The organism is Telluria sp. ZB4P37, assembly GCF_059685855.1.
Window position 1 is genome coordinate 1 of record NZ_JCASID010000015.1, and the last position, 25,650, is coordinate 25,650.

At 63.5% G+C, this 25,650-nt stretch carries 28 protein-coding genes; 11 read left to right on the forward strand and 17 right to left on the reverse strand.

Annotated features, from left to right (window positions below; all coding sequences use genetic code 11):
- Positions 1-177: 177 nt before the first annotated feature.
- The 7 genes from purH to tyrS all read right to left on the reverse strand — a co-directional run bounded on the left by purH (position 178) and on the right by tyrS (position 6,642).
- Positions 178-1,764, reverse strand: coding sequence for a bifunctional phosphoribosylaminoimidazolecarboxamide formyltransferase/IMP cyclohydrolase (gene purH, locus AC56K1_RS19320; RefSeq protein WP_497159418.1), 1,587 nt, complete (start codon positions 1,762-1,764; stop codon positions 178-180).
- A gap of 89 nt (positions 1,765-1,853) precedes the next feature.
- Complete coding sequence (locus AC56K1_RS19325) at positions 1,854-2,087, reverse strand: helix-turn-helix domain-containing protein (RefSeq protein ID WP_027865797.1); 234 nt, start codon at positions 2,085-2,087, stop codon at positions 1,854-1,856.
- Positions 2,088-2,212: 125 nt separating this feature from the next.
- Complete coding sequence (dusB, locus tag AC56K1_RS19330; RefSeq protein ID WP_497159419.1) at positions 2,213-3,238, reverse strand: tRNA dihydrouridine synthase DusB; 1,026 nt, start codon at positions 3,236-3,238, stop codon at positions 2,213-2,215.
- A 216-nt stretch (positions 3,239-3,454) separates the two neighbouring features.
- The gene (locus tag AC56K1_RS19335) at positions 3,455-4,120 is read right to left on the reverse strand and encodes a histidine phosphatase family protein (protein WP_497159420.1); all 666 of its coding nucleotides are present in this window, start codon (positions 4,118-4,120) and stop codon (positions 3,455-3,457) included.
- A gap of 69 nt (positions 4,121-4,189) precedes the next feature.
- Positions 4,190-4,855 carry a YbhB/YbcL family Raf kinase inhibitor-like protein gene (locus AC56K1_RS19340; protein WP_497159421.1) on the reverse strand — a complete coding sequence of 222 codons (666 nt, stop codon included), beginning with the start codon at positions 4,853-4,855 and terminating at the stop codon, positions 4,190-4,192.
- Positions 4,856-4,924: 69 nt separating this feature from the next.
- On the reverse strand, positions 4,925-5,383 hold the full coding sequence (gene dtd, locus AC56K1_RS19345; RefSeq protein WP_497159422.1) for a D-aminoacyl-tRNA deacylase: 459 nt from the start codon (positions 5,381-5,383) through the stop codon (positions 4,925-4,927).
- Positions 5,380-6,642, reverse strand: a complete 1,263-nt coding sequence (tyrS, locus tag AC56K1_RS19350) for a tyrosine--tRNA ligase (RefSeq protein ID WP_497159423.1) — start codon at positions 6,640-6,642, stop codon at positions 5,380-5,382. Before tyrS ends, dtd begins: the two co-directional genes overlap by 4 nt.
- Positions 6,643-6,790: 148 nt before the next feature.
- Here tyrS and AC56K1_RS19355 point away from each other — a divergent pair, with 148 nt between their 5' ends.
- Positions 6,791-8,155: a M23 family metallopeptidase gene (locus tag AC56K1_RS19355; protein WP_497159424.1), complete on the forward strand. Its 1,365-nt coding sequence runs from the start codon at positions 6,791-6,793 to the stop codon at positions 8,153-8,155.
- 84 nt (positions 8,156-8,239) lie between these two features.
- Here the strand turns inward: AC56K1_RS19355 and AC56K1_RS19360 are convergent, their stop codons facing one another.
- Positions 8,240-8,455, reverse strand: coding sequence for a hypothetical protein (locus AC56K1_RS19360; RefSeq protein WP_497159425.1), 216 nt, complete (start codon positions 8,453-8,455; stop codon positions 8,240-8,242).
- Between the two features lie 253 nt (positions 8,456-8,708).
- Between AC56K1_RS19360 and AC56K1_RS19365 the strand changes: the two genes are divergently transcribed.
- The 7 genes from AC56K1_RS19365 to AC56K1_RS19395 all read left to right on the forward strand — a co-directional run bounded on the left by AC56K1_RS19365 (position 8,709) and on the right by AC56K1_RS19395 (position 15,166).
- Positions 8,709-9,458, forward strand: coding sequence for a Crp/Fnr family transcriptional regulator (locus tag AC56K1_RS19365; protein WP_497159426.1), 750 nt, complete (start codon positions 8,709-8,711; stop codon positions 9,456-9,458).
- Positions 9,459-9,741: 283 nt separating this feature from the next.
- The gene (locus AC56K1_RS19370; RefSeq protein WP_497159508.1) at positions 9,742-11,856 is read left to right on the forward strand and encodes a PAS domain-containing hybrid sensor histidine kinase/response regulator; all 2,115 of its coding nucleotides are present in this window, start codon (positions 9,742-9,744) and stop codon (positions 11,854-11,856) included.
- Positions 11,849-12,673: a response regulator gene (locus AC56K1_RS19375; RefSeq protein ID WP_497159427.1), complete on the forward strand. Its 825-nt coding sequence runs from the start codon at positions 11,849-11,851 to the stop codon at positions 12,671-12,673. Before AC56K1_RS19370 ends, AC56K1_RS19375 begins: the two co-directional genes overlap by 8 nt.
- A gap of 233 nt (positions 12,674-12,906) precedes the next feature.
- Positions 12,907-13,260 carry a collagen-like protein gene (locus AC56K1_RS19380; protein ID WP_497159428.1) on the forward strand — a complete coding sequence of 118 codons (354 nt, stop codon included), beginning with the start codon at positions 12,907-12,909 and terminating at the stop codon, positions 13,258-13,260.
- 81 nt (positions 13,261-13,341) lie between these two features.
- Positions 13,342-13,728 (forward strand): response regulator, encoded by a 387-nt coding sequence (locus AC56K1_RS19385; protein WP_497159429.1) that lies wholly within the window; start codon positions 13,342-13,344, stop codon positions 13,726-13,728.
- 77 nt (positions 13,729-13,805) lie between these two features.
- On the forward strand, positions 13,806-14,876 hold the full coding sequence (locus tag AC56K1_RS19390) for a sensor histidine kinase (RefSeq protein ID WP_497159430.1): 1,071 nt from the start codon (positions 13,806-13,808) through the stop codon (positions 14,874-14,876).
- 71 nt (positions 14,877-14,947) lie between these two features.
- Positions 14,948-15,166, forward strand: coding sequence for a hypothetical protein (locus AC56K1_RS19395; protein WP_497159431.1), 219 nt, complete (start codon positions 14,948-14,950; stop codon positions 15,164-15,166).
- Positions 15,167-15,247: 81 nt separating this feature from the next.
- Here the strand turns inward: AC56K1_RS19395 and AC56K1_RS19400 are convergent, their stop codons facing one another.
- Complete coding sequence (locus AC56K1_RS19400; RefSeq protein ID WP_497159432.1) at positions 15,248-15,583, reverse strand: hypothetical protein; 336 nt, start codon at positions 15,581-15,583, stop codon at positions 15,248-15,250.
- A gap of 252 nt (positions 15,584-15,835) precedes the next feature.
- On the opposite strand from AC56K1_RS19400, the gene AC56K1_RS19405 reads away from it, so the two are divergent.
- Positions 15,836-16,933 (forward strand): anhydro-N-acetylmuramic acid kinase, encoded by a 1,098-nt coding sequence (locus AC56K1_RS19405; RefSeq protein ID WP_497159433.1) that lies wholly within the window; start codon positions 15,836-15,838, stop codon positions 16,931-16,933.
- A gap of 95 nt (positions 16,934-17,028) precedes the next feature.
- Here the strand turns inward: AC56K1_RS19405 and erpA are convergent, their stop codons facing one another.
- From erpA to AC56K1_RS19420, 3 genes are all read right to left on the reverse strand, one after another.
- On the reverse strand, positions 17,029-17,397 hold the full coding sequence (gene erpA, locus AC56K1_RS19410; protein ID WP_489875586.1) for an iron-sulfur cluster insertion protein ErpA: 369 nt from the start codon (positions 17,395-17,397) through the stop codon (positions 17,029-17,031).
- 53 nt (positions 17,398-17,450) lie between these two features.
- Positions 17,451-17,852, reverse strand: a complete 402-nt coding sequence (locus tag AC56K1_RS19415) for a bactofilin family protein (RefSeq protein WP_497159434.1) — start codon at positions 17,850-17,852, stop codon at positions 17,451-17,453.
- Between the two features lie 246 nt (positions 17,853-18,098).
- Positions 18,099-19,388, reverse strand: coding sequence for a S41 family peptidase (locus AC56K1_RS19420; RefSeq protein WP_497159435.1), 1,290 nt, complete (start codon positions 19,386-19,388; stop codon positions 18,099-18,101).
- Between the two features lie 84 nt (positions 19,389-19,472).
- On the opposite strand from AC56K1_RS19420, the gene AC56K1_RS19425 reads away from it, so the two are divergent.
- On the forward strand, positions 19,473-20,093 hold the full coding sequence (locus AC56K1_RS19425; RefSeq protein WP_497159436.1) for a winged helix-turn-helix domain-containing protein: 621 nt from the start codon (positions 19,473-19,475) through the stop codon (positions 20,091-20,093).
- 63 nt (positions 20,094-20,156) lie between these two features.
- On the opposite strand, the gene argC is transcribed toward AC56K1_RS19425, so the two are convergent.
- From argC to rplM, 5 genes are all read right to left on the reverse strand, one after another.
- Complete coding sequence (argC, locus tag AC56K1_RS19430) at positions 20,157-21,194, reverse strand: N-acetyl-gamma-glutamyl-phosphate reductase (RefSeq protein WP_497159437.1); 1,038 nt, start codon at positions 21,192-21,194, stop codon at positions 20,157-20,159.
- A 169-nt stretch (positions 21,195-21,363) separates the two neighbouring features.
- Positions 21,364-22,098: a hypothetical protein gene (locus AC56K1_RS19435; protein ID WP_497159438.1), complete on the reverse strand. Its 735-nt coding sequence runs from the start codon at positions 22,096-22,098 to the stop codon at positions 21,364-21,366.
- A gap of 9 nt (positions 22,099-22,107) precedes the next feature.
- Entirely contained in the window at positions 22,108-23,118 is a 1,011-nt protein-coding gene (locus AC56K1_RS19440; protein WP_497159439.1) for a helix-turn-helix domain-containing protein, read from the reverse strand.
- Positions 23,051-23,443, reverse strand: coding sequence for a 30S ribosomal protein S9 (gene rpsI / locus AC56K1_RS19445; protein WP_259211456.1), 393 nt, complete (start codon positions 23,441-23,443; stop codon positions 23,051-23,053). Before rpsI ends, AC56K1_RS19440 begins: the two co-directional genes overlap by 68 nt.
- A 9-nt stretch (positions 23,444-23,452) precedes the next feature.
- Positions 23,453-23,881, reverse strand: coding sequence for a 50S ribosomal protein L13 (rplM, locus tag AC56K1_RS19450; protein WP_091874105.1), 429 nt, complete (start codon positions 23,879-23,881; stop codon positions 23,453-23,455).
- Between the two features lie 293 nt (positions 23,882-24,174).
- On the opposite strand from rplM, the gene AC56K1_RS19455 reads away from it, so the two are divergent.
- Positions 24,175-25,641, forward strand: coding sequence for an alpha/beta fold hydrolase (locus tag AC56K1_RS19455; protein WP_497159440.1), 1,467 nt, complete (start codon positions 24,175-24,177; stop codon positions 25,639-25,641).
- Positions 25,642-25,650 lie beyond the last annotated feature (9 nt).

The window sequence follows — 25,650 nt, forward strand, 5'->3', positions numbered from 1 at the left end:
CTCGGGGTTTTTACAACCCTAAACCTTTACCTGCAACCCCCTCCCGATACCCTTCAGCAACTCATCTTCGGTAGCCCCTGGCAACTCATCTGCCACTTATCTTGGACAGCAGTGGGCCTTGGCCGGGACCCAAGTTGCGTGCAGGCCACCGGTCAAACCGACAGCCGACATGGATGATCAGTGACGGAAGTGCCTTACACCCGTATACAACATCACCACGCCACGCTCATCCGCCGCATCGATCACTTCCTGGTCGCGCATCGAGCCGCCCGGATGGATCACGCAGGTCGCGCCGGCATCGACCACCACGTCCAGCCCGTCGCGGAACGGGAAGAAGGCGTCCGAGGCCACGGCCGAACCGCTCAGGGACAGACCGGCGTTCTGCGCCTTGATCGAGGCGATGCGGGCCGAATCGATGCGGCTCATCTGCCCTGCCCCGACGCCGAGGGTCATGCCATTGGCGCAGAACACGATCGCGTTCGATTTCACGAACTTGGCCACGCGCCAGGCGAACATCAGGTCTTGCAGTTGCTGCTGGGTCGGCTGCTTCTTGCTGACCACGCGCAGTTCGCCGAGACCGACATTCTTCGCATCCGGCGCCTGCACCAGCAGGCCGCCGCCGACGCGCTTGACGTCGTAGGCGTTCTGGGCCTCGCCCAGCGGGATCTCGAGCAGGCGCACGTTCTGCTTGGACGCCATGATCCGGCGCGCCTCGGCCGTGAACGATGGCGCGATCAGCACTTCCACGAACAGCTTGGACACGGCTTCGGCCGCGCGGCCGTCGACTTCGACATTGAAGGCGATGATGCCGCCGAAAGCCGAGGTCGGGTCGGTCTGCAGCGCGCGCCCATAGGCGTCCAGGGCATCGCTGCCGATCGCCACGCCGCAGGGGTTGGCGTGCTTGACGATCACGCAGCCCGCCGGCTGGCCCAGGCCACCGAGCGACTTGACGCATTCCCAGGCCGCGTCGGCATCGGCGATGTTGTTGTACGAGAGTTCCTTGCCCTGCAGCTGGGTGTAGGCGGCCAGTGCACCGGCCCCAAGCGTCAGGTCGCGGTAGAAGGCGGCGCCCTGGTGCGGGTTCTCGCCGTAGCGCATGTCCTGGACTTTTTCGAAGCTCATGTTCAGGGTCTGCGGATAGCTGGCGCGGGTCGCGTGCAGGCGGTCTTCGCCCAGGCTGGTCAGGTAATTGGTGATGGCGCCGTCGTATTGCGCGGTGTGCGCGAACACTTTCTTGGCCAGGCGGAACTTGGTTTCGTAGCTGACCGGGCTGGCCTCTGCACCGACGCCCTTCATTTCCGCCAGCACCACGCCGTAATCAAGCGGGTCGCAGATCACCACCACGTCGCGGTGGTTCTTGGCGGCCGAGCGCAGCATGGTCGGGCCACCGATGTCGATGTTCTCGATCGCGTCTTCCAGCGAACATTCAACCTTGGCGACGGTTTGCTGGAAGGGATACAGGTTGACCACGACCATGTCGATCTGGGGGATGCCGTGCTCGTCCAGCTTGGCGACGTGCTCGGGCAAGTCGCGGCGCGCCAGGATGCCGCCGTGCACCTTCGGGTGCAGGGTCTTGACCCGGCCGTCGAGCATTTCCGGGAAACCGGTGTAGTCAGCGACTTCGGTCACCTGCACGCCGTTTTCCTGCAGCAGCTTGGCGGTGCCGCCGGTGGACAGGATGTTGACGCCGAGGCTAGCCAGGGCCTTGGCGAAATCGAGAACGCCGGTCTTGTCGGAGACGGAAATCAGTGCTTGTTTGATCATGGTGTGGCCTGTGGTTGAGAATTGGTGCGTCCGGGCGCGCGGACCTTGTACCGGCCGCGCCCCAACGCACGGCCCACGCCATGCAATGCTTAGAGCAGCCCGTGCTCCTGGAGTTTCTTGCGCAAAGTGTTCCGGTTGATGCCCAGCATCTGCGCCGCGTGCGACTGGTTGCCATCGGCGCGCGTCATCACCACTTCGAGGACCGGTTTTTCCACGGTCAGGACCATCATGTCGTAGATATTCGTCGGCTTTTGCTCGCCCAAATCATTGAAATAATCCTCGAGGCTTTTCTGGACGACTTCCTGGATACTTTCTTTGCTCATGTTCTCTGCTGCTTCATCCTGGTTAATGATTGCTCGCTGCTGGCGCAGCGTGTCCCCGTGTGTTCTAGTTTTTATGCACTGCGTATTACTGCTGCTTGCGCCATCGGTGCGAAGCGCTGGCCGGTTCAGGCCGCCAACGCCTCATCGGCAGGAAGCGCGGGGCGGTATTGTAACCGCTCCCCATGCTCGAGTTGCGATTTGAAGAACAGGTCGACTGCCGTCAGTTGCTCGGCGGTCGATTCCAGCAAATTCATGCGCTGACGGAATTCTTCCCCGCCAGCCAGGTCTTGCACATACCAGCCGATATGTTTGCGGGCCGAACGCACGCCGATGAAGTCGCCATAGAAGGCGTAATGCGCGGGCAGGTGCTCGTTCATCAGCGCGCGCACTTCTTCCACCAGCGGCGCCGGCAAATGCTCGCCCGTGCGCAGGAAATGATCGATCTCGCGGCAGATCCAGGGACGGCCCTGGGCGGCGCGGCCGATCATCACGGCATCCGCCCCGGTGTAGTCGAGCACGAATTTCGCCTTTTCCGGCGTGGTGATGTCGCCATTGGCCACCACCGGGATGCTCACCGCCGCTTTGACGGCGCGGATGGTGTCGTATTCGGCGTTGCCCTTGTAGCCGTCGGCGCGGGTGCGGCCGTGCAGGGTCAGCATCTGGATGCCGGCCTGCTCGGCAAGGCGGGCGATGCGCAGCGCGTTCTTGTTCTGCCGATCCCAGCCGGTGCGAAATTTCAGGGTGACCGGCACGTCGACCGCCTCCACCACCGCGTGCAAGATGCGCTCGACCAGGTCTTCGTGTTGCAGCAGCGCGGAACCGCACCAGCTGTTGCACACCTTTTTCACCGGGCAACCCATGTTGATGTCGATGATCTGGGCGCCGCGCTCGACGTTGAACTTCGCGCAATCGGCCAGGTCTTTCGGGTCGGCGCCGGCGATCTGCACCGCTTTCGGTTCCATTTCCCCCGTGTGGTCGGTGCGGCGCGAGGTCTTTTCGCTGGCCCACAGGCGCGGGTTCGAGGCCGCCATTTCAGACACGGCGTAGCCGGCGCCCAGCTGCTTGCACAGCTGGCGGAACGGCCGGTCCGTCACCCCGGCCATGGGGGCGACAAAGACGTTATTACGCAGGATGTAGGGGCCGATTTGCACAGCAGAAATCTCAGAAGTTTCTCGGGGAACCTATTATTTTACCTCAATCGCTGCTCAAATTATCGGCAGAATTTTTGGGGGGTGTTGTTTGTGTGATATTGGCAGGGGTGGATAGTGGGGGTAAGTGCGGGGGTTATGGGTGCATCGAGGTGATACAGGAGCGCGACGAACCTGGGTTCGCGCGAAGGCGGGAACGCAATTTTGCGCATAACACCCCTAGGTCAAATCATCCAGCACCGCCGGCTGAAGGTGCCCCACCTCGCCCCAGCTCACCAACCGCAACCCACCCTGCTCCACCACGAACCGGTTCACGCTCGCATTGAGCACCTTGAAGTCGCGCGGCGTTTCCAGTGACAGGCCCAGCGCCGCCCGGTAAGCGCATTCGAGCACGCCGCCGTGGGCCACCAGCGCCAGGGTCTTGCCGGGATGGGCTGCCGTCTGCTTGATGAGCACCGACCTCACCCGGTCGAAAAACTGCCGGAAACTCTCGCCGCGGTTCGTTCCCGGCGGCAGGACGCCGTCGACGTCACGCCCCTGCCAGGCGGCGAACTCGCGCGGGAAGCGCACCGCGATCTCGCTGTAGAGCAGGCCTTCGAAGCCGCCATAGCAGCGCTCGCGCAGCGACCGGTCGATGGCGACCGGCATGCCGCGATCACGGGCGATGGCCTCGGCGGTCTGGCGTGCCCGGGACAGATCGCTGGAAACGATGTGGTCGATCCGCTCCGGCGCCAGGGCCGCGGCAAGCAGCGCGGCCTGGCGTTCGCCCTCGGCGTTAAGGGGGATGTCGATATGGCCCTGGAGCCGGCGTTCGGCGTTCCAGGCGGTTTCGCCATGGCGGATCAGGAGGATGGTGGTGGGGTGCGCGTTGTCGTTCGAAAGCATGAGGTCCGTTCGCCCGAACCTCAGGGCGGATCTAAGAGCACCTGACGATTCCAGGTTTTGTCAGGCGCTCTATGTTGTTAATGAAGGCGCGACGGCGGGATTGAGCGAATAGATGCCGAAGGTCCGCGCTTCGTCGAGGATGTGGCCGCGGATGGCCCGCTGCAGCGTGGCGCCGGTAAACGCGCCTTCGAGCGGCAGGCGCGGGACGTCGAGCGCATACATTGTAAACACATAGGTATGGACCCGCTCGTCGTTCCAGGGCGGGCACGGGCCATCGTAGCCGTAGTATTCGCCGGCCATGTCCGGGTCGCCCGCGAACCAGCTGGTGTAGTCGTTGATTCCGTGGCGCAACTGGTGCTCGGTACCGTTCTTGATGGTGAAGGGCACGAGCGGACCGGGCTTTCCGTGGGGAGTGACCATATCGGAGAACACGCCTTCGGGGAAGGATTTCAGCACGATCGGGATATCGACCAGGGTCCAGTGGAAGAAATCGACCCGCGGCAAGGTATCCGGCACGGTCTTGCCTTCCTGGTTGACCCGGTCGCCAATGGAGGGCACGTCGGGGTCGTGGCAGGTCAGCACCAGCGATTTGGTGCCGGGTGGCACGTCGTCCCAGGCCAGGTGCGGACTGCGGTTGTTCGACAGCCTGACATGGCTGACGGGGTCGATCGCCGCAAACGCGCATTCCGGCGGGATCGCTTCGCCTTCGATAAATGAATCGCTCCAGATTCGCATACGTCCTCCCAGGCCATACTGCTATTGACTCCCTCAGCCGGCGCGCGTTTCAACGCAACTGGGCGCCAATCAGCGCAAAACCCCGACTGGATCAACCTGCAGCCAGAAAGTCACAGGGCCATCGTTGACGAGGCCCACTTTCATGTCGGCGCCGAACTTGCCGGTCTCGACGCTGCCATGGCGTTCTCTCGCCTGGCGCACGACATGGTCGAACAGGCGCCGCCCGTCTTCGGGCGCCGCCGCCGGCGAAAACGAGGGGCGAGTGCCCGATTTGGTGTCGGCCGCGAGCGTGAACTGCGGCACCAGCAGCAGGCCGCCGGCGGTATCCAGGAGGCTGCGGTTCATCTTGCCGGCCTCGTCGGAAAACACGCGGTAGCCCAGCAGCTTGGCCAGCAACAGGTCGGCTTCGCGCTCGGTATCGCCCTTCTCGGCGCAGACCAGCACCATCAGACCGGCATCGATGGCGCCGACGACCTTGCCCTCGACGCGTACGCTGGCTTCACTGACTCGTTGCAGTAGGGCAATCATGCGAAGCTGATGCGGGCGAACTTGCGCTTGCCCACTTGCATAACAAAACTGCCGGCCTCTACTTGCAGGCCCTTGTCGCTGACCACGGCGCCATCGATGCGCACGCCGCCCTGGTCAATCATGCGCATGGCTTCCGAAGTCGACGCGCACAGGCCAGCCTGCTTGAGCAATTGCGCTACGCCCATCGGGGCGCCCGACAGGCTGACTTCCGGCACGTCGTCCGGGATGCCGCCCTTGGAGCGGTGGACGAAGTCGGCCAGCGCATCGTCGGCGGCCTGGGCCGAGTGGAAACGCGCCACGATTTCCTTGCCCAGCGCTACTTTCGCGTCACGTGGGTTGGCGCCGCCGGCGACTTCGGCTTTCACGGCCTCGATTTCAGCCAGCGAGCGGAAGGACAACAGGTTGTAATACTTCCACATCATGTCGTCGGAAATACTCATCAGCTTGCCAAACATGGTGTTCGGGGCTTCGGTGATGCCGATGTAGTTGTTTTTCGATTTCGACATCTTTTCAATGCCGTCCAGGCCTTCGAGCAGCGGCATGGTCAGGATGCACTGCGACTCTTGTCCATAATCTTTTTGGAGCGCGCGGCCCACCAGGAGGTTGAATTTCTGGTCGGTGCCCCCAAGTTCCAGGTCCGCCTGCAGGGCGACCGAATCATAGCCTTGCATCAAAGGGTAAAGGAACTCGTGCACCGCAATCGGTGTCCCACTCTTGTAACGCTTGGTGAAATCGTCCCGTTCCATCATCTGGGCAACGGTATAGCGCGAGGCAAGCTGGATCATGCCCCGCGCGCCCAGCGGGTCGCACCACTCCGAGTTGTAGCGAATTTCCGTGCGCGCGGCATCCAGCACCAGCGACGCCTGACGGAAATATGTCATCGCATTTTCTTCGATCTGCTCGCGGGTCAGCGGCGGACGAGTAGCGTTTCGGCCCGACGGGTCGCCAATCATCGAGGTGAAGTCGCCGATCAGGAAGATCACCTGATGGCCGAGGTCTTGCAGTTGACGCATCTTGTTCAGCACCACAGTGTGGCCAAGGTGCAAGTCGGGTGCGGTCGGGTCCAGGCCCAGCTTGATGCGCAGCGGCTTGCCGGTCTGCTCGGAGCGCGCCAGCTTTTGGGCAAATTCGCTCTCGATCAGCAGTTCATCGACACCGCGCTTGGCAATGGCCAGCGCCTCGCGCACCTTGTCCGTCAACGGCAGGGGAGCGGAAGAATTCACCGGGGCGCTGTTACCGGACGAAACAATTAAAGTCATAAAATCTTGTAGGAAATTGGCTAAAGCGGTTGTAGGACCAGATCTTTTGGTATAATGCTCGATCCTGTTTCTATTTCCTGCAAACATCTTTGCAAGATGATAAGAAGTAGGATTCCTGGAAGTTCAGCCGCAAATTTTAACTGATTGCATGAACATTACACATAAAATTACCCCTAAAAGCCTGCTCCAGCTGGTGCCGGTAACCCGCAAGGCGCGTATCCTCAGCGCCGGTGCCGTGTTCCTGAGCGCGTGCGCTTTCAGCGCCATTGGTGTCTCGCCGATCACTGCCGACACGTCCAACGTGCCGGTCAAGTCGATCCAGCAGAACCTGGAAATGCCGAACCTGGCAGACCAGATCGCCGCCCTCCAGCAAAACGAGCAGCAATTCATTCACGAAGAGCGCATCCGCCCTGGCGATTCGCTCGGTTCCCTCTTCAACCGCCTCGGTGTCGACGACGCCCAAGCGCAAAAATTCGTTCGTAGCAATAAAACCGCCCGCCGCCTGCTGTCGCTCAAGACCGGCAAGCGCGTCCAGGCCGAAACCGATGAAAATGGCCTGCTGCTGTCGATGCGCGCCACCGTCACCGATGCCAAGGGCGGCGATGCACGCCAGGTCACGGTCGAGCGCAAGGGCGAAGATTTCGTCGCCATCGAAGCGCCGGCCAAGCTCGAGCGCCGCGTCGAGATGCGTTCGCGCGAGATCCAGAATTCGCTGTACTCGGCAACCGATTCGAACGTGGACGGCGGCAGCATGCCTGATTCCGTCGTTGGCCAGATCATCGAAATGTTCTCGACCAACATCGACTTCCGCTCGGACATCAAGCGCGGCGACCGCTTCTCGGTCGTCTACGAAACCTTCTGGCAGGACGGCGAACTGGTGAAAACCGGCCGCATCCTGGCCGGCGAATTCGTCAACCGCGGCGTGAGCTACCAGTCGGTCTGGTACGAAGACCCGGTCACCAAGCAGGGCGGCTACTACAGCCTCGACGGCAAGGCCCTGAAAAAGGCCTTCCTCAAGTCGCCGCTGGAATTCTCGCGTATTTCGTCGGGCTTCTCGATGCGCGTGCACCCGCTGTCGGGCAAGTGGAAAGCGCACAAGGGCGTCGACTACGCAGCCACCCAGGGCACGCCGATCCGCGCGTCGGCTGACGGCGTCGTCGATTTCGCCGGCAACAGTGGCGGCTACGGCAACCAGGTTGTCCTGAAGCACTGGTCGAACTACAGCACTGCCTATGCCCACATGAGCCGTTTCGCTCCGGGCATCCGCAGGGGCAGCAAGATCAGCCAGGGCCAGGTCATCGGCTATGTCGGCTCGACCGGCTGGTCGACCGGCCCTCACCTGCACTACGAGTTCCGCGTTGCAGGCGACGCCAAGGATCCGAACAAGTTCAAGTCGCTGGCCCAGCAGCCGTTGACCTCGACCGAACTGAACCGCTTCCGCATGGCCGCCGCCGAAATGAACCACCGTTTCTCGCTGCTGGCACCAAGCGGCAACGCGATGGCAGCCCGCTGATCTTCGTCTCCTGACGTAAAAAACGCCCCGCCGCATCTTGCATGCCGCGGGGCGTTTTGTTTGGCGCCAGGCGCATGGCCTGCCTTACCAGTTCGCGTAGGTTCTTCCAGCCAGCCTGGCGGTTTTTCCGGCAAGGACGGCGATCAGGGGAATACAGCAGGCCCAGCCCTGTTGCTGGAATGCCCAGGCAAGGGCTGCGATCCGGCTCGCTGCCAGCGCCACGAGCGGCGACGACAAGGGATTGTGCCAGCCGGTGGCCGAGAATCCTGTTACTGCTGCATAGCCGTGGTCGAGGCGCATATCGGTACTTTCTAGTGAATCATTTCCTGAATTCTCAGCACGAGGTCATGCAAGGGTGGAAATGCCGGAGCGCGTTTTATTAGCAGCGTTTTTGCTTCCGTTGATTCACTATCTACCTCTACAGGAGGCCGTTCTGTTCGGTAGCGCGCTCAGCTTCCTTTATATATTGCGGGCCAGATAGTTGTAGGTGTAAGGTAAGTCGCATGCTACCCTGATCCTTAATCAGGCTTTACCGACTGAACAATAAGGCAACATGCAATCTCGGCAAGACCCCAACCAGAACCAGCTTCTCGCTGCCCTGCTCAACGAAGAGTACGACCGCATCTCTCCTCACCTCGAGCTCATACCACTGCTCCTAGGCGATGTCCTGTCCGAATCCGGTGCCAAACCCGATTACGTCTATTTTCCGACGACTGCCATTATTTCGATCCACTACCTGCTGGAAAACGGCGGTTCATCGGAGATTGCCGGGGTCGGTAACGAGGGCATGCTGGGCGTGTCCCTTTTCATGGGCGGCAGCACCACGCCGAGCCGCGCCGTGATCCAGACCGGCGGCTTCGGCTTCCGCCTGCCAGTGCGGATCCTGGCGGAAGAATTCGACCGTGCCGGTCCGGCGATGCGCATGCTCCTGCGCTACACCCAGGCCTTGCTGACCCATATGTCGCAGACGGCCGTGTGCAATCGCCATCATAGTGTCGAACAGCAATTGTGCCGCTGGCTGCTGCTCACGCTTGACCGACTCGGATCCGGCGAACTCAGGATGACACAGGAGTTGATCTCGAACATGCTGGGCGTACGGCGCGAAGGCGTCACCGAGGCTGCCGGCCGGCTGCAGATTCGTGGCTTTATCAGTTCCCGGCGCGGCCACATTACTGTGCTCGACCGGGTCGGCCTCGAAGGCCAGGTGTGCGAATGCTATGGGGTGGTCAAGAAGGAATTCACGCGGCTGCTACCGGACGTACGGCAACGCCTGCCCGACGGCCGGCCCGTGCGCGCCTCTTGAGCGCTTCTTTATTGCGGTCACCTCCCGGCGCCGGATGGCGTCCGTTGTCCCATTTTAGTTAGCACCAATGCAAAACAAGCGACATCTCTCAGTCGAGCGCCTGATGGCGGCCGGCTTTACTGCCACCTTTATCGTGCTGCTCCTGGTCAGCGCGGTGGCCCTCGACGAGGGCGCCGTCAGCAGCGCGGCTGCACTGCGCATCGGCGCCAGCCTGGGCTTGCTGCTGTGCGTGCTGGCCGGCTTGCTGGTCGTGGCCAGGCGCCAGGCGCGCCAACGCAAGATCATGCAAGAACAGGAGCCGGCGCCGGCCGGGTCCCTGCTGAAAGCCGGCGCGCTGCAGGATGCCATTTTTAACAGCGAAAATTTCTCCAGCATCGCCACCGATGCCGAGGGCGTGATCCAGATCTTCAACGTCGGCGCCCAGCGCATGCTCGGCTATGCCCCGAAGGACGTGGTCAACAAGCTGACCCCGGCGAGCATTTCGGATGCGCAGGAACTGATCGAGCGTGCGGCCGCGCTGAGCCTGGAATCCGGCGCTACGATCCGCCCGGGCTTCGAGGCGCTGGTCTACAAGGCCGTGCGCGGCATCGAGGACATCTACGAGCTGACCTATATCCGCGCCGACGGCACCCGTTTCCCGGCGCTGGTGTCGGTCACCGCCCTGCGCGGCGCCCGCGACGAAGTCATCGGCTTCCTGCTGATCGGCACGGACAATACCGCCCGCAAGCAGGTCGAAGCCGAACAGGAACTGCTCGACCAGCGCCTGCGCGACCAGCAGTTCTATACCCGCTCGCTGATCGAATCGAACATCGACCCGCTGATCACCACCGACCCCTCCGGCATCATCAGCGACGTCAACCACCAGATGGAAATGCTGACCGGCCGTACCCGCGACGAACTGATCGGCGCGCCCTTCAAGAGCTGTTTTACCGAGCCGCAGCGTGGCGACGAAGCCATCGCCCGCGTGCTCCAGGAAGGCAAGGTCAGGAATTACGAACTGACGGTGCTGGCTTGCGACGGCAAGGAGACGGTGGTCTCGTTCAATGCGACCACGCTCCACGACCGCGACCACAAGCTGCAGGGCGTGTTTGCGGCGGCGCGCGACGTTACCGAGCGCAAGCAGTTCGAACACGCGCTGCAGGAAACCAATGTCGAGCTGCACGCCGCCAGGGAAGCGGCCGACAAGGCCAACCTGGCCAAGTCCGAATTCCTGTCGAGCATGAGCCATGAGCTGCGCACGCCGCTCAATGCGGTGCTCGGCTTTGCCCAGCTGATGGGCTCGGAAGTGCCGCCGCCGGATCCGCGCCAGCAGCGCTCGATCGACCAGATCCTGAAAGGTGGCTGGTACCTGCTGCGCCTGATCAACGAGATCCTCGACCTGACCATGATCGAGGCGGGCAAGGTGACGATGTCGCAGGAATCGATGTCGATCAACGAGGTGCTGCAGGACTGCAAGGGCATGATCGAGCCGCAGGCGATCAAGCGCGGTATCGGCATGAGCTTCCCGTCGCCCGACAACGTGTTCTACGTGCATGCCGACCGCACCCGCATCAAGCAGGTCATGATCAACCTGCTGTCGAACGCCATCAAGTACAACGGCCTCGGCGGCAGCGTCATCGTCCAGTGCGCCAACAGCGGCACCGAGCGCGTGCGCATCAGCGTCAAGGATACCGGCGCCGGCCTGTCGGCCGAGCAGCTGGCGCAATTGTTCCAGCCATTCAACCGCCTCGGCCAGCACGACAGCGTCGAGGAAGGCACGGGCATCGGGCTGGTGGTGACCAGGCAACTGGTCGAGCTGATGGGCGGCCAGATCGGCGTCGACAGCATCGTCGACGTGGGAACGGTGTTCTGGGTGGAGTTCGCGGCCTCGGCGCCGCCGACCCTGCTGCTGGACAATATTGACGAAGAATCTCTGGAGCGCCGTCCGGTCGTCCCGAAGGAACTGGGCGACCAGCCGACCCTGCTGTACGTCGAAGACAACCCGGCCAACCTGGCCCTGGTCGAGCAGCTGATCGCGCGCCGTGGCGACCTGAAGCTGCTCACGGCCATCGATGCCCACCTCGGCATCGAACTGGCGCGCGCCTACCTGCCGGACGTGATCCTGATGGACATCAATTTGCCGGGCATGAGCGGCTACGGGGCACTGAAACGCCTGCGCGAGGATCCCCTCACGGCGCACATTCCGGTGCTGGCGCTGTCGGCCAATGCCGTACCGCGCGATATCGAAAAAGGGCTGGAAGCGGGCTTCTTCCGTTACCTCACCAAGCCGATCCGCGTGCACGAATTCATGAATGCGCTCGATCTCGCGCTGGTGCACGCCGCCGCCTACTGCCCGACCCCGCCTGACGAGGTCCCACCTCACCACGACGATCACCACCCAGGGAACTGCCATGCTTGAAGCCAGCGAAATTTTGAACGCCACCATCCTGATCGTGGATGACCAGGAAGCGAACGTCATGCTGCTCGAGATGATGCTGCACAACGAGGGCTACCAGAACATCACCACTACCCAGGATCCGCGCACGGTGCGCGCCCTGCACCAGGAACAGCGCTTCGACCTGATCCTGCTCGACCTGCAGATGCCCGAGATGGACGGCTTCGAGGTGATCGAGGCGCTCAAGGAGATCGAAGACGGCGGCTACCTGCCGGTGCTGGTGATCACGGCCCAGCCGGCGCACAAGCTGCGCGCCCTGCAGGCTGGCGCGAAAGACTTCGTCAGCAAGCCTTTCGATTTCGTGGAAATGCAAACCCGCATCCACAACATGCTGGAAGTGCGCCTGCTCTACCGCAGGCTGAACGACCACAACCGCCTGCTGGAGCAGACCGTGCTCGAGCGCACGGCCGAGTTGCGGCAGAGCGAAGCGCGTTTCCAGCGCTTCACGGAGCTGTCGTCGGACTGGTATTGGGAGCAGGATGCGACGGGCAAGCTGACGCAATTCTCGGGCCCGGTGGAAGAGATGCTCGGCATCAGCCATGGTGCAACAGCCGAGGAACTGGCGGCGGCCGGCTGGAACGTCGAGGAACGGGCCACGCTCGACGCCCGCATTGCGAACCGCCAGCCCTTCCTCGACTTCGTCTATAGCCGTACCCTGCCGGACGGCCGGATCCAGTACCTCCAGGTCAGCGGCGAACCGATGTTCGACGCAGCCAGTGCGTTCGTTGGCTACCGCGGCATCGGGCTCGATATCAGCGAGCGCATGCAGCGAACCGGATAAATGAAAGGCCGCCGCCTGCGTCCTGCACGGCGGCGGTGTTCTGTGTTCGGTTCCGAACGGAACTGCTTCAAGCGGAGGAGCATGATGGTCCTACTCCCCGCTACCGCCCCTCCCCCGGTCACCTGACCTGGGGCAGCGCCTCCCGGCCGATTTCCCCTCCCGCCACGCAACGCTGCCCGACGCCGTCGAGCCGTTCGCCTGCTGCGGCGCACTACCCCAAACAAGGATTTACCATGAAACATTCCCTCATTCTGCTCGCCCTCGCCGCTACCTTCACCCTGTCGGCCTGCCAGCGCGAAGCGCCGCCTCCAGTTGTCCAGGTAATCGCCGGTCCTGCCGGCGCGCCTGGTGCGACCGGCGCCACCGGTGCAACCGGCGCCGAAGCCCAGGCTGGTGCAACCGGTGCGACCGGCGCCACCGGTGACACCGGCGTCACCGGCGCCGAAGGCGTGCAGGGCGACACCGGCGCGACCGGCTACGACGGCGCCAAGGGCAAGACCGGCGACACCGGCGCCCAGGGCTACGATGGCGAAAAAGGCGACAAGGGCAAGACCGGCGACACGGTGATCGTGGTCCCGCAGCGCTGATGGCAAGCTGGCGGCCCCGCCGCCAGCTTCGCATGGCAGAAGCCGAGATGCGCGATACCCGTCCCATACAAGGAGATAAGCATGATATTAATAGCAGACGATGATTCGGACCTGGCAGAAAACTGCTCGATGATGCTGGAGTCCCACGGCTATGACGTCAGCGTCGTATTGAGCGCTTCGGAGGCACTGGCGAGAATCTCGCGCCAGCAGCCCGATCTGCTCATATCCGATTGCTGCATGCCAGGCATGACCGGGCTGCAGTTGAGCGAGCAACTCAAAACGAGTCCCGTCGATGGGCAGTTTCCCATCTTGCTGATGAGCGGTTCCTTGCAGTGCAAGGTTGCTGGCGGAAACGCGTACGACGCCTTCCTGCGCAAACCGTTTTTGGCAGAAGAACTATTACTGCAGGTGCGCACGCTACTACAGAACAGCGCGCGCACCGCCCAGGCACATACAGGAAATCAATGAAATTATCAGACTTTATCCGCAATAATCTTGAATGCATCTTGCAGGAGTGGGAAGATTTCGCGTCGACCCTCGAACCAATGGCAGATGCAGATAAAAAAGAACTGCGGGACCATGCTGCGGCCGTCCTGAAAGTCGTCGCCACCGACCTGGACACACCCCAGGCCGAGCATGAGAGCATTGCCAAGTCCAAGGGCCAGGGCCCGCAGGCGACAGACGATACCGCGGCCGAGATCCACGCAGCCGACCGGGTCGCCTCGGGCTTTACCGGCGAGCAGGTGATGGCCGAATACCGGGCCCTGCGCTCGAGCGTACTGCGCCTGTGGGCGCGCCAGGCCGAGATCACGACGGCCGGCGACGTCCAGGACATGATCCGCTTTAACGAGTCGATCGACCAGGCCCAGACCGAATCCATGGCGCGCTACGCGAAGATGCTGCGCGAAGCCCAGAACCTCTTCCTGGCCATTCTCGGCCACGACGTCCGCACCCCGCTTGGCGCCATCAGCATGGGCGCCCAGGTGCTGCTGCAGGACCAGACCCTGCCGGCGAAAGTCCTGAAGGTTGCCCTGCGCATTTTCAACAGCTCGAAACGGATGGACGCGATCGTCCGCGACCTGCTGGACTTTTCGACGACCCACCTTGGCGACGGCATTCCGGTCGATCCGTACACCGTGGACCTGGCAGAGATCGGCCAGGGTGTTGTCGAGGAAGCGCGCACCTTCCATCCGGACCGCAGGATCGACCTGCTGGTCGAGGGCGACCTGACCGGCGCCTGGGACGGCGCGCGCATGTCGCAGGCCTTCTCCAACCTCATTTCGAATGCCGTCCAGCACGGCCGGCCGGACGCAGCGGTCAAGGTGGCCTTGCGCGGCTTCCCGAAGGAAGTCATCTACGAGGTGCGCAACCAGTCCGATCCCATTTCGCCGGCCAAGCTGCGCACGCTGTTCGACCCGGTCAAGCGTTTCGCCATCCGTCCGGCCAGCGAGCGCGCCAGCGCACGGACCCAGAACCTGGGGCTGGGGCTATATGTGGTGAAGCAGATTGTCGCGGCGCACGAGGGCGAAGTCTCCGTGATCTCGAACGAGGATGAAGGCGTCGTCATTTCCGCGCGCCTGCCGCGCGTCGTGCCCAATCGCAGGAACGATGATTGACCGGTAACTGCTGCACACCTGTACGCGTCAAGGCGACGGATTCGAATAATAGAATAAAAAGGAAAATCACAATGAACAGCACCAAAATCATCGGCATCGTCCTCCTCGTCGCAGGCCTGCTTGGCGCCGCACTGGGCGGCTTCAGCTTTACCCAGGACACGCACAAGGCCAGCCTGGGACCGTTCAACCTGTCGGTCGCCGAAGAAAAAAAGGTCAATATTCCCCTGTGGGCCAGCCTGGCTGCCATCGTGGCGGGTGCGGCGGTATTGATCGCCGGCGGCAAGCGCTAGACGCAACACGACGTAAAACGCCCCGCCGCATCATGCATGCCGCGGGGCGTTTTTCATTGAAGCTGCCGGGAGACCTGCGCCTTACCGCCTGGCGCCCTGCTGCCACTCGCGGATCGCGGCGCTGATCGAGACTGCTTCGCGCAAGATGTCTTTGAGCTCCGCTTCGGGCGGCTTGATCTCGCCATGCAGGATCCAGTCGAACTTCTGCGCCATGGCGCGGGCGCGTCCGGCCAGTTCCGGCGGGCCGCGCCGGGCCAGTTCAGGGTCGTTCATCTGTTTAATCGAGACGCCTTCACGGTGGTAGCCGTAGATGAAACGTCCAAGCACCTCATAATATGGCGCCTTTGGCGGTTCCTGAACCGCAGGCGCAGCGCTGCCGAGCAGCCCGTCGTCCATGTCGGGGCAGGCAGTTGCCACGTTATAGTCCAGCGCAAGCGCGTAAGCATTCGCGGGCCAGGCAGCACACAACTTGTACGGCAATGCCGGCCTTGTTCATATCTCACTCCGGGTAGTTCCGCTCAGGGTAACAGAACGGCAGGCGGGCAAATACGTGGATTACCACGCGGCGACCGCGCCCCGGCCTGCCTTCCGCTTTTCCGGCGCACCGTTTAGTATGCAGGGGCGCCGGCACGGCCGGCGCTGTCCCAAGTCAATCGAGCGAGAACGCATATGAGCCAGTCCCCTTCCCTGTACATCGGCCTGATGTCCGGCACCAGCCTCGACGGCGTCGACGGCGTGCTGGCCGACTTCGCGGGCGGCAGCATCCGCTCGATCGCCGCCGCCTTCACGCCTTTCCCTGCCGCCTTGCGCAGCGAATTGATGGCGCTGCAGGCCGCCAGCGAGAACGAGCTCGAACGCGAGGCGCTGGCCGCCAACGGCCTGGCGCTGTGCTACGCCGAATGCGTGCGCCAGCTGAAGCCCTCCGCCGGCGCGCCGATCGCGGCCGTGGCCGTGCATGGCCAGACCATCCGCCACCGCCCGGAACTGGGTTTTACGCGCCAGACCAATAACCCCGCGCTGCTGGCCGAGCTGACTGGCATCGACGTGATCGCCGATTTCCGCACCCGCGACGTCGCGGCCGGCGGCCAGGGCGCGCCGCTGGTGCCGGCCTTCCACGAAGCCGCCTTCGGCAAGCCGGGCACCGTGCGCGTGGTGGTGAATATCGGCGGGATCGGCAATATCAGCGTGCTGCATGGCGATGGCCGCGTAACCGGTTTCGATACCGGCCCCGGTAATGTCTTGATGGATTTGTGGATCGGCCGCCACCTGGGCAAGCCTTATGACGAAGACGGCGCCTGGGCCGCAAGCGGCACCGTGCATGCGCCGCTGCTCGAAGCGCTGCTCGACGAGCCTTATTTCCGCCAGCCGGCGCCCAAGAGCACGGGCCGCGACCTGTTCCATGACCAATGGCTGGACAGGAAGCTGGCGGGATTCGCCGACGTGGCGCCGCAGGACGTCATGGCGACGCTGACGCGCCTCACAGCCACCACGATTGCGGAATCGATTCGTGGCGAAAGCGCAGGCGTGGAAGCCATCTATGTCTGCGGCGGCGGCGCCTATAATGCGACCCTGCTGAAAGACATTGGCGCGGCGCTGGGCGGGGTGCAGGTGGAGTCGACAGCCGTGCTGGGCGTTGCGCCGAACCGGGTCGAGGCGCTGGCCTTTGCCTGGCTGGGCTACCGCTTCAGCCGGCGTGAACCGGGCAACCTGCCGGCCGTGACCGGCGCACGCGGGCCGCGCATCCTGGGCGCACTGTATCCGGCGTAAGGGGCAGGCCAGAAATAGAAACGGCCCGGATCAACCGGGCCGTCGACTGCCCGGATCACCGGGCGGCCTGGGGAGTGATGGCCGTACAGAGGCCGTCACGCCGAGAACGAGGAGCCGCAACCGCAGGTCGATTGGGCGTTCGGGTTCTTGATCACGAACTGGGCGCCTTCGAGGTCGTCCTTGTAGTCGATTTCGGCGCCGACCAGGTACTGGTAGCTCATCGAGTCGATCAGCAGCTGGACACCGTTCTTTTCCATCGTGGTGTCGTCTTCGTTGACGATTTCGTCGAACGTGAAGCCATACTGGAAGCCGGAGCAACCGCCGCCCTGCACGAAGACGCGCAGCTTGAGGTCGGGATTGCCTTCTTCTTCGATCAGCTGTGCAACTTTTTGTGCGGCGCTGTCGGTGAAGTTGATCGGGACGGGGATCGTGTCAAGGTCTTGCACTTCGACGACTGCGGTCATGGGGAACTCCTGGTGAATTTCGAATTACGCCCATTATAGACCCTAGCCGCAACTCATGCTGCGGACCCTGCCTCGGCGTCGGTCAGATGAAACACCGGCTCGCCGGCTGGTTCGTGGGTCAGTTTCCCCGTCACGAGGGCGCCGCCATGCATCTCGAGCAAGCGGTAATGGACATCACCATGTATGCGGCCTTTCGGCTGTAATTCAAGCAGTTCCGACGAATACACGGAACCGGCGATGTAGCCGTTGACCACCAGGCTGGCGCAGCGCACCTCGCCCTCGATGCGGGCATGTTCGGACACGATCAGCATGCTGTCGGCGCCATCGGCCGCGACCACGTTGCCGTGCACTTCGCCGTCAATGCGCAGTCCGCCGGTAAAGCACAGGTCACCTTCAATCCGGGCCGAGATGCCGACCAGGCTGTCAATCTCGCTCTTTACTTGTCGACCGAACATGTTCCACCCCTCCTGAATGGCGCGCGCGGCGGCTGCCGGGGCGCGGAATCGCCAGTGCATTGCAACCTGTGCATTGGTCAATTTACCGCGCTCAACAAGAGTGGCCTTGATCTAGATCGGGTCGGTAGGAAAGCGCCTTCCCGATCCGGCATTGCGGCAATCCGGCACGAAAAACACCCCGCAATGTGCATGGTCGCGGCGCCGCCTGTTGCTTTCCGGTCGCCCCGTTCCTCCCGACCGCGGCCTTCAGCCCTCGCCCGGTTGCGCCGCCTCTGCTTCCAGCAAGGCAGCGCGCGGCCCCCCTGCCGGGGGATCGAGAATGAAGCGGGGCAGCGAGATCACCAGGCCGGTGTGGGGCAAGCTGGCATCGCGCACACCGCCCGACTGCGCCCGTCTGGCTGCCCCGCCGGTACCGGCCAGCGTGGCGAACCCAAAGTCACGCATGACGTTGGCAAACAGGATGGCCGAAGAATAGGTTCCCGGCCCGATCCGCACGCTCAGCTTGCCGCCGAAATGCAAAGGGTGATCTGCTTGCGGCTCGCGCCACGTGGCGATCTCTCCGTTCGACACTGCGCCGGGGGTGCCGGGCGCGGCGCGCGACATTGCCGTGTACGTCGAGCCGGTACGATACGGCTTGGTGGCTAGATAGGGCATGAGGCCGTCCAGCCACATGGCATCGTCGCCACCGCCGTTGTTGCTGATATCGATGACCAGGTTCTGGATGCCCTCTTGCCGGATCCGGGCGAAGGCCTCGCGCGTGAAGGAAAGGAAGCGCGCCGGATCGGCCGGGCCGAAGGTGCCGACAGTGAGCACGGCGCTGACGCCGGGCTGGATTGCAAGCTGGAACTGGCGTTCGAACTGCGCTTCCTCGCGCATGAAGAGGGGCAAGGCGCGGCTGCCGGGCAGGTCGATGGTCCGCCTCTGTCCGTCCTGTTCCAGGACCAGGCGGTAGTGGCGGGGCGCCCCGTAGGTCTTCCAGTAGAACAGCCACCAACGCTGGGCCAGCAGGTTTGCCCGGAACCGCGGTGTATCGCCATGGACCTTGTTCAGCAGAGTATGCAGCATCGTATCGGCATCGATACCGTTGATGGACACAATGCGCGTCGGCGCAGCCGATGGCGTAGCGCGGCGCAGGTACAAGTCCTTGCCCGGGCCGAGCTCCACGTCGACCGGGAACAGGCTGCCGCCCTTGGCGAGCCACGCACGCGTGTCGCCGCGCCAGTCAGGATAGCCAACGAAGAAATGGGCATCGGCAAATAGCGGGTTGAGCGAGGCCAGCCGCCTCCATGCCTCGTCGCGCGACAGCGTCGGCGGCACGTCCCGGCCCAGCTGGTCGAGTGCCGTGCGCACGGCCCCGGCGTCGACGGAAAAACCCGGATCGGGATGCATCCGCGCGATCGTTTCGCGCATGAAAGCGAGGTCTGCGCGGAACTCGCCGGCGGTGACCTGCCGCGGGATCTCGGCTGCAACCGGCCCTGGCACGCAGAGCGACAGTGCGGCGAACAGCCACAGGAGTTGCATTCGCAAGATGGTCATTCTCGTTTCCTTGTTGTCGAGGCATTGTCGAAGTATCGTTGAAATAATATACTAGTTTTTCAACAATAACCCATCACGAGGAAAATGATGCCGGATGAATATTGGCAGGTGGACGAACCGGCCCTGATCGAGATGCTGGCCTCGCCCATCCGCCAGGAGATCGTCGATACGCTGGGCGCCCTGGGCGGACCGGTCACCGCTGCCGAGCTGTCCCTCCAGCTCGGCAGGCACGCCGACGGGCTGTACTACCACCTGAAGCTGCTCGCAAAGTCCGGCCTCGTCATCGAGTCCGGGGAGGGCCAGGATGATGCGCGCCGCTACGCCTTGCCCGGCGCGCGCACGCAGGCACTGCAGCTCGCCTATCGGACCGATACCGAAGCTGGCAAGCGGGCATTGCGCAAGTTCACGCGTGCGATGCTGAAAGTGGCGCAGCAGGATTTCGACGACGCGCTCGAGTTGCCGGGTGTCGTCACGAGCGGAGCCGCGCGCCAGCTATGGGCGGCGCGGAACAAGGCGTGGATGAGTAGCGAAGAGGTGGAGGAAGCGAACGCGCTGTTGCTGCGCCTGTGTGACCTGATGAGCCAGCCGCGCACGCCGGAGCGCAGGCAGCTGCTCAGCTGTGCGTTCGTGCTGGCGCCGCACGTGGCGCGCGCCAAGCGCAGGGGGAGCGACGACGATGCCGATGGTGTAGCGGACGGCAGCTGAAGCGACCACTGGTCTTGCCCGGGTGAGATGGCGGACAGCCGCCCCACCCTTGCTGCCTTTGAATCAGGGCAGCAGCGCGATCTGCTTCAGGCCGGTGGTTTCATCCAGGCCGAACATGAGGTTCATGCACTGCACGGCCTGGCCGGAAGCACCCTTCACCAGGTTGTCCTGCACCACCAGGATGACGACGGTATTGCCGCCATCGGGACGATGCACCGCCAGGCGCAGCATGTTCGAGCCGCGGGTCGAACGGGTTTCCGGGTGCGAGCCGAAAGGCATCACGTCAACAAAAGCGCTGTCCCTGTATTCGTTCTCGAACAGGGCCTGCAGGGCGGCATCGTCGATGTCCCTGGTCAGGCGCGCGTACAGGGTCGCGTGCATACCGCGGATCATCGGCACCAGGTGCGGGGTGAACACCAGGCCGACTTTCTGCTCGGTGTAGCGGGCCAGCTGGGCCGAGGTTTCCGGCGTGTGGCGGTGGCCGCTCACGCCGTAGGCCTTGAAGTTGTCGCTCGACTCCGAGAACAGCGTGCCGATCTCGGCCTTGCGGCCGGCGCCAGAGACGCCCGATTTCGCGTCGGCGATCAGGTTGCCCGCATCGATGACGCCGGCCTTGAGCAGCGGGTAGAAGCCCAGCTGCATCGTGGTCGGGTAGCATCCCGGGTTGGCGATCAGGCGCGCGCCCTTGATCGCTTCGCGGTTCAGTTCCGGCAGGCCGTACACGGCTTCCTCGAGCAGCTCGGGCGCGGTGTGCGGGATCTTGTACCACTTCTCGAACGTGGCCTGGTCCTTCAGGCGGAAGTCGGCCGCCAGGTCGATCACCTTAACGCCGGCCGCCAGCAGCGCCGGGGCCTGCGCCATCGCCACGCCGTGCGGGGTGGCGAAGAACACTACGTCGCACTGGGTCAGGTCGGCCTTGTCCGGGCTCGAGAAGGCCAGGTCGACGACGCCGCGCAGCGACGGGAACATGTCGGCTACCGGCAGGCCGTCTTCCTTGCGCGAGGTGATCGCGGTCAGCTGCACGTCGGGACGCACGGCCAACAGCCGCAGCAATTCCACGCCCGTGTATCCGGTTCCGCCAACGATGCCAACTTTGATCATGTTCTGTTCCTCGTGATGTAAAAATGACCTTTTCAGGACGAGGCTGCATTTTAACAGTCATGAAACATGCGTGCGGCGCGGGCGGCGCCGGGGCATCGCAGCCGTGCAAACAATATTTGCACCCCAGGCCCCGGGTGCAAATATTGTTTGCTCATGTGCCGACCCCGGTTTATTCCGTCGAGCCCGGCTTAATCGATTTGCTGACCTTGCCCTGCTCGTCCAGCATCTGGATCTCTGCCTTGCCGTCGGCGGCGACCAGCAGCATCATGCGCGTGCGCCCCTTGGCATCCTTCAATTGCAGGGCCGAGCCCTTGTCGCGGGTATTGCCGAGCCAGATGCGGTTTTCGCTCAGGCGCCCTTCCGCAGACAGTTTCTTCCAATACACATCCTGCTCCGCCGCCGGCAGCTTGCCGCCTTCCTCGCTGAAGCGTTTCATGTCGTCCATCGAGGTGCGCTGGAAATGCGGCACGTCGTTGATCCGGATGCCGGTCATCTGGTGGCTGGCGCTGTCGTTGTTCATGAGCTGCAGGGCCTGGTCCTGGCGGAAACGGTCGAAGGTCAGCGACAGGCCGGACGAGATCTTGCCATCCGGGCCGATACTGCCTTTCTGGATCAGGCCGCCGTTTTCCGTGCCTTCTTCGTTGATGAACAGGATGCCGGCGAAGGAGCGCCGGTCCGGGCGCGCGCCTTCCTTGCCCTGCTGGAAGTCGCCGGGGAACTGCGCCTTGTTGGACAGGATGAGGCGTCTGGTGCCGTCCGGCTCGACGATGTTGATGCGCCCGACGGTGATTTCGTCGAAGCTGGCGCGGCGTCCGGGATCGGTGGCGCCGGTGAGGACCACGACGGCGGTCAGGGCGGCGGCCATGGTGGTGGCGCCGGCGAGGAAAGTTCGGAGCTGGGACATGCGTTTCCTTCAGCGTGATGAACGCAGTGTGTTTCTCAGGCGGCGCAGCCGCCATTCGATGAACAGGCCGACGAATCCGCACAGGATCACGATCGCGCCGAGGAATTGCAGGATGCGGTTGCCCGGCGCCTGCACATGGGTGGTATCGACCAGATCGAAGCGGCGCCGGCCGTTTTCCACCTGTTCGGTATACACAGTGCCGCGGCTGGCTGGCCATTCCACCGTCACCGGCCGGACCCGGTCGGACTGGAACGCTTCCAGCTGCTTCGCCACGTCGGCATGCGTGATGGTCTGGGCCAGCATCTTGAGCGTCAGGATCTCCTTGTAGTTCTGGAAGATGTTTTCCGCCTCGCCGGCGCGCAGTACACCGGGAGAGGTGTACTTGTAGAGCTTGTTTGAAAAGAAGATGCCGTCATTGGCCGCCAGCATCATGGCGAATCCGAGGATCCACGCCGCCGCCGAACCGTACAGCCATTGCTTCGTATGGTTCACCTGTACGGCCACCGTACTGGCGGTAAACTGGGTGACTGCCGGGATATGGCGCAGCGTCGTGGCCAGCACGTCCCGGTCGACTCCGCTCAAGAACCTCGCCTCGTCCACGCCAAGACCGGCCAGGATGGTGGAAAACATATCGGCCGAGGGTACCGACTTGTCGTTTTCCAGCTTCGACAGGTAGGACTGCTCGATGCCCGCCGCCTGCGCAAACTGCGGCTGGGTCAGGCCTTTGTCGGTCCTGAGCTGCTTGAGTCTTTCTCCAAAATTCATCGCAAACCTTTCCTGAACATCAATGGAAAGGCCGTATTCTTGGCCATTCATGCAAGACTTGGAAGATGAATATGCGCGAATAAGGATGAATCTTGCAAAAAAACCGGCCCGGAAAACAAAAAACCGCCCACCTTGCGGAGGACGGCTTTTTCGCAGCAGCGGCTTGGCGCCGCTGTCGAAGTCGAAATTAACGCTTCGAGAACTGCTTTGCGCGGCGTGCTTTACGCAGGCCGACTTTCTTACGCTCGACTTCACGGGCGTCACGGGTGACGAAACCGGCACGTGCCAGGTCGCCCTTGAGGCCTGCGTCGTAGTCGATCAGTGCGCGGGTGATGCCGTGACGGACGGCGCCTGCCTGGCCCGACTCGCCACCGCCGTGCACGTTGACCTTGATGTCAAAACGCTCGACGTTGCCGGTCAGTTCCAGCGGCTGGCGGATGACCATCAGGCCGGTTTCGCGCGAGAAGTATTCGTTCGCAGGCTTGCCGTTCACGATGATCAGGCCGGTGCCCGCTTTGATGAACACGCGAGCGACTGCACTCTTGCGACGGCCGGTGCCGTAGTTGTAGTTACCGATCATGTCAGTTCCTTAGAGGGTCAGTGCTTGTGGTTGCTGTGCTGCGTGCGGGTGCGAACCTTCCGCGTACACTTTCAGCTTCTTGATCATTGCATAGCCCAGCGGGCCCTTCGGCAGCATGCCTTTGACAGCTTTTTCCAGGGCACGGCCCGGGAAGCGCTGTTGCATTTTCAGGAAGTTGGTTTCGTAGATACCGCCCGGGTAGCCCGAGTGACGGTAGTACGTCTTGTTGGTGGCCTTGGTGCCGGTCACGCGCAGCTTGCCTGCGTTGATGACGACGATAAAGTCACCGGTGTCGACGTGCGGAGTGAATTCTGGCTTGTGTTTGCCGCGCAGTCGGAGTGCCACTTCGCTGGCAACACGTCCGAGGACCAAGTCCGTCGCGTCAATCACAAACCAGTCGCGCTGGACTTCATGGCCCTTAGCGGAAAAAGTTTTCATGTTGACTTCCTAATTAAAAGTGCTCACTGTGGTGGTTCCGCCCTTGCTGCAGCGGACTCTGCCTTATTATCTTCCCCGAGCAAAGGGAAAGCCCACGATGATAGCCGATCCACGGTAGAGGCGTCAATCCGCATGCCGGCCTGCTGTGGCTTTTTCCGCTCCCTCGCCTGCCGACCCTGCCCGCTTCCGCGCCAATCAAGCCCTCTCGCATAATTTCGTGCGAGGGTGCAACTAAGTTATTGACCGGCAAAACGATGACAACCTACTATGCAGGCAACCCCTGAGGAGATAGTGTGAAGACAAGATCGTTCCTGCCCGCCGCCGCCTTCTGGCTGGCGGCATCCACCGCCACCGCGGCAGCGCCCACCGGCGCCACGCCCGCCGGCCCTGCAGCCAAGCCTGCCCCCGCCGCGACCCGCAGCTGCCACCTGCCCGGCGCCACCGATGCGCTGCGCTGCGTTTCTCTCAACGTCCCGGTCGACCACGCCAACCCGCGCGCCGGCAGCATGAAGCTGCACGTCGCCGTGGCGCCCGCCCACCGCGACGGCACCCGGGGCGACCCGCTGTTCGTGCTGGCCGGCGGCCCCGGCCAGGCCGGCAGCGACGTGGTGCAGCTGCTCACGCTGGCCTTCGGCCGGGTGCGCGCCACCCGCGACATCGTCTTCATCGACCAGCGCGGCACCGGCCTGTCGGGCAAGCTCGATTGCAAGAACAAGCCCGAGCACGAGACCATGACCGAAGAGCAGCTCGAAGGCGAGCTGCGCGCCTGCATCGCCGCCAACAAGGCGCCCTGGAGCGCCTACACCACCGATGCCGCCGCGCGCGACATCGAACTGGTGCGCCGCGCGCTCGGTTACGGCGCCGTCAACGTCTGGGGCGCCTCCTACGGCACCCGCCTGGGCCAGGCCTATGCGCGCCTGTACCCGGCCAGCCTGCGCAGCATCGTGCTCGATGGCGTTGCCGCGCCCGACCAGGTGATCCCGGCCGGCGCCCGTGACGCCCAGGCCGCGCTCGACAAGACCTTCGCGCTGTGCGCCAGGGATGCCGCCTGCAACAAGGCCTTCCCGACCGTGCGCGCCGACTTCGACGCCCTGGTGGCGAAACTCGCCGCCGGCCCGATCAGCCTGTCGATCACCGATCCGCGCACCGCGAAACCGCTCGCGCTGTCGATGACCTCGGCGCGCTTCCTCGGCACCGTGCACAACATCCTGTATTCGCCCGCTGACGCACGCCGCCTGCCCTTCCTGGTGCAAAACGCCGCCCAGGGCCGCTGGCAGCCTTTCGTGGCGCGCCAGAACCTGGCCAGCGACTTCGGCGCCGAAGGCAACATGGCGATGCTGATGCACCTGGCGGTGGTCTGCGCCGAAGACGTCCCGCGCATCACGCCCGAGCTGCTCAAGTCCGATGCCGGCCAGCTGACCAAGACCCTGGCCGACAAGATGCCGGCCGTGTGCAAGGCGATGAACGTGCCGGCCGTGGCTTACCGTACGCCGGCCCCGATCGCGACCCCGGCCCTGCTGCTGTCCGGCGCACTCGATCCGGTCACGCCGCCGCACCGCGCCGCCACCGCCGCCAAATACATGACGCATGCCCAGCAGGTGGTCGTGGCCAATGCCGGCCATGGCGTCTCGCAACTGGGCTGCGCCCCGCGCCTGCTGCGCGCATTCCTCGACAAGCCGCAGGCCACGCTCGACGCGACATGCCTGAACGAGATCCCGGCTCCCACCTTCCAGCTCGGCAGCGCCGGCCCGCAACCTTAAGGCGACAGA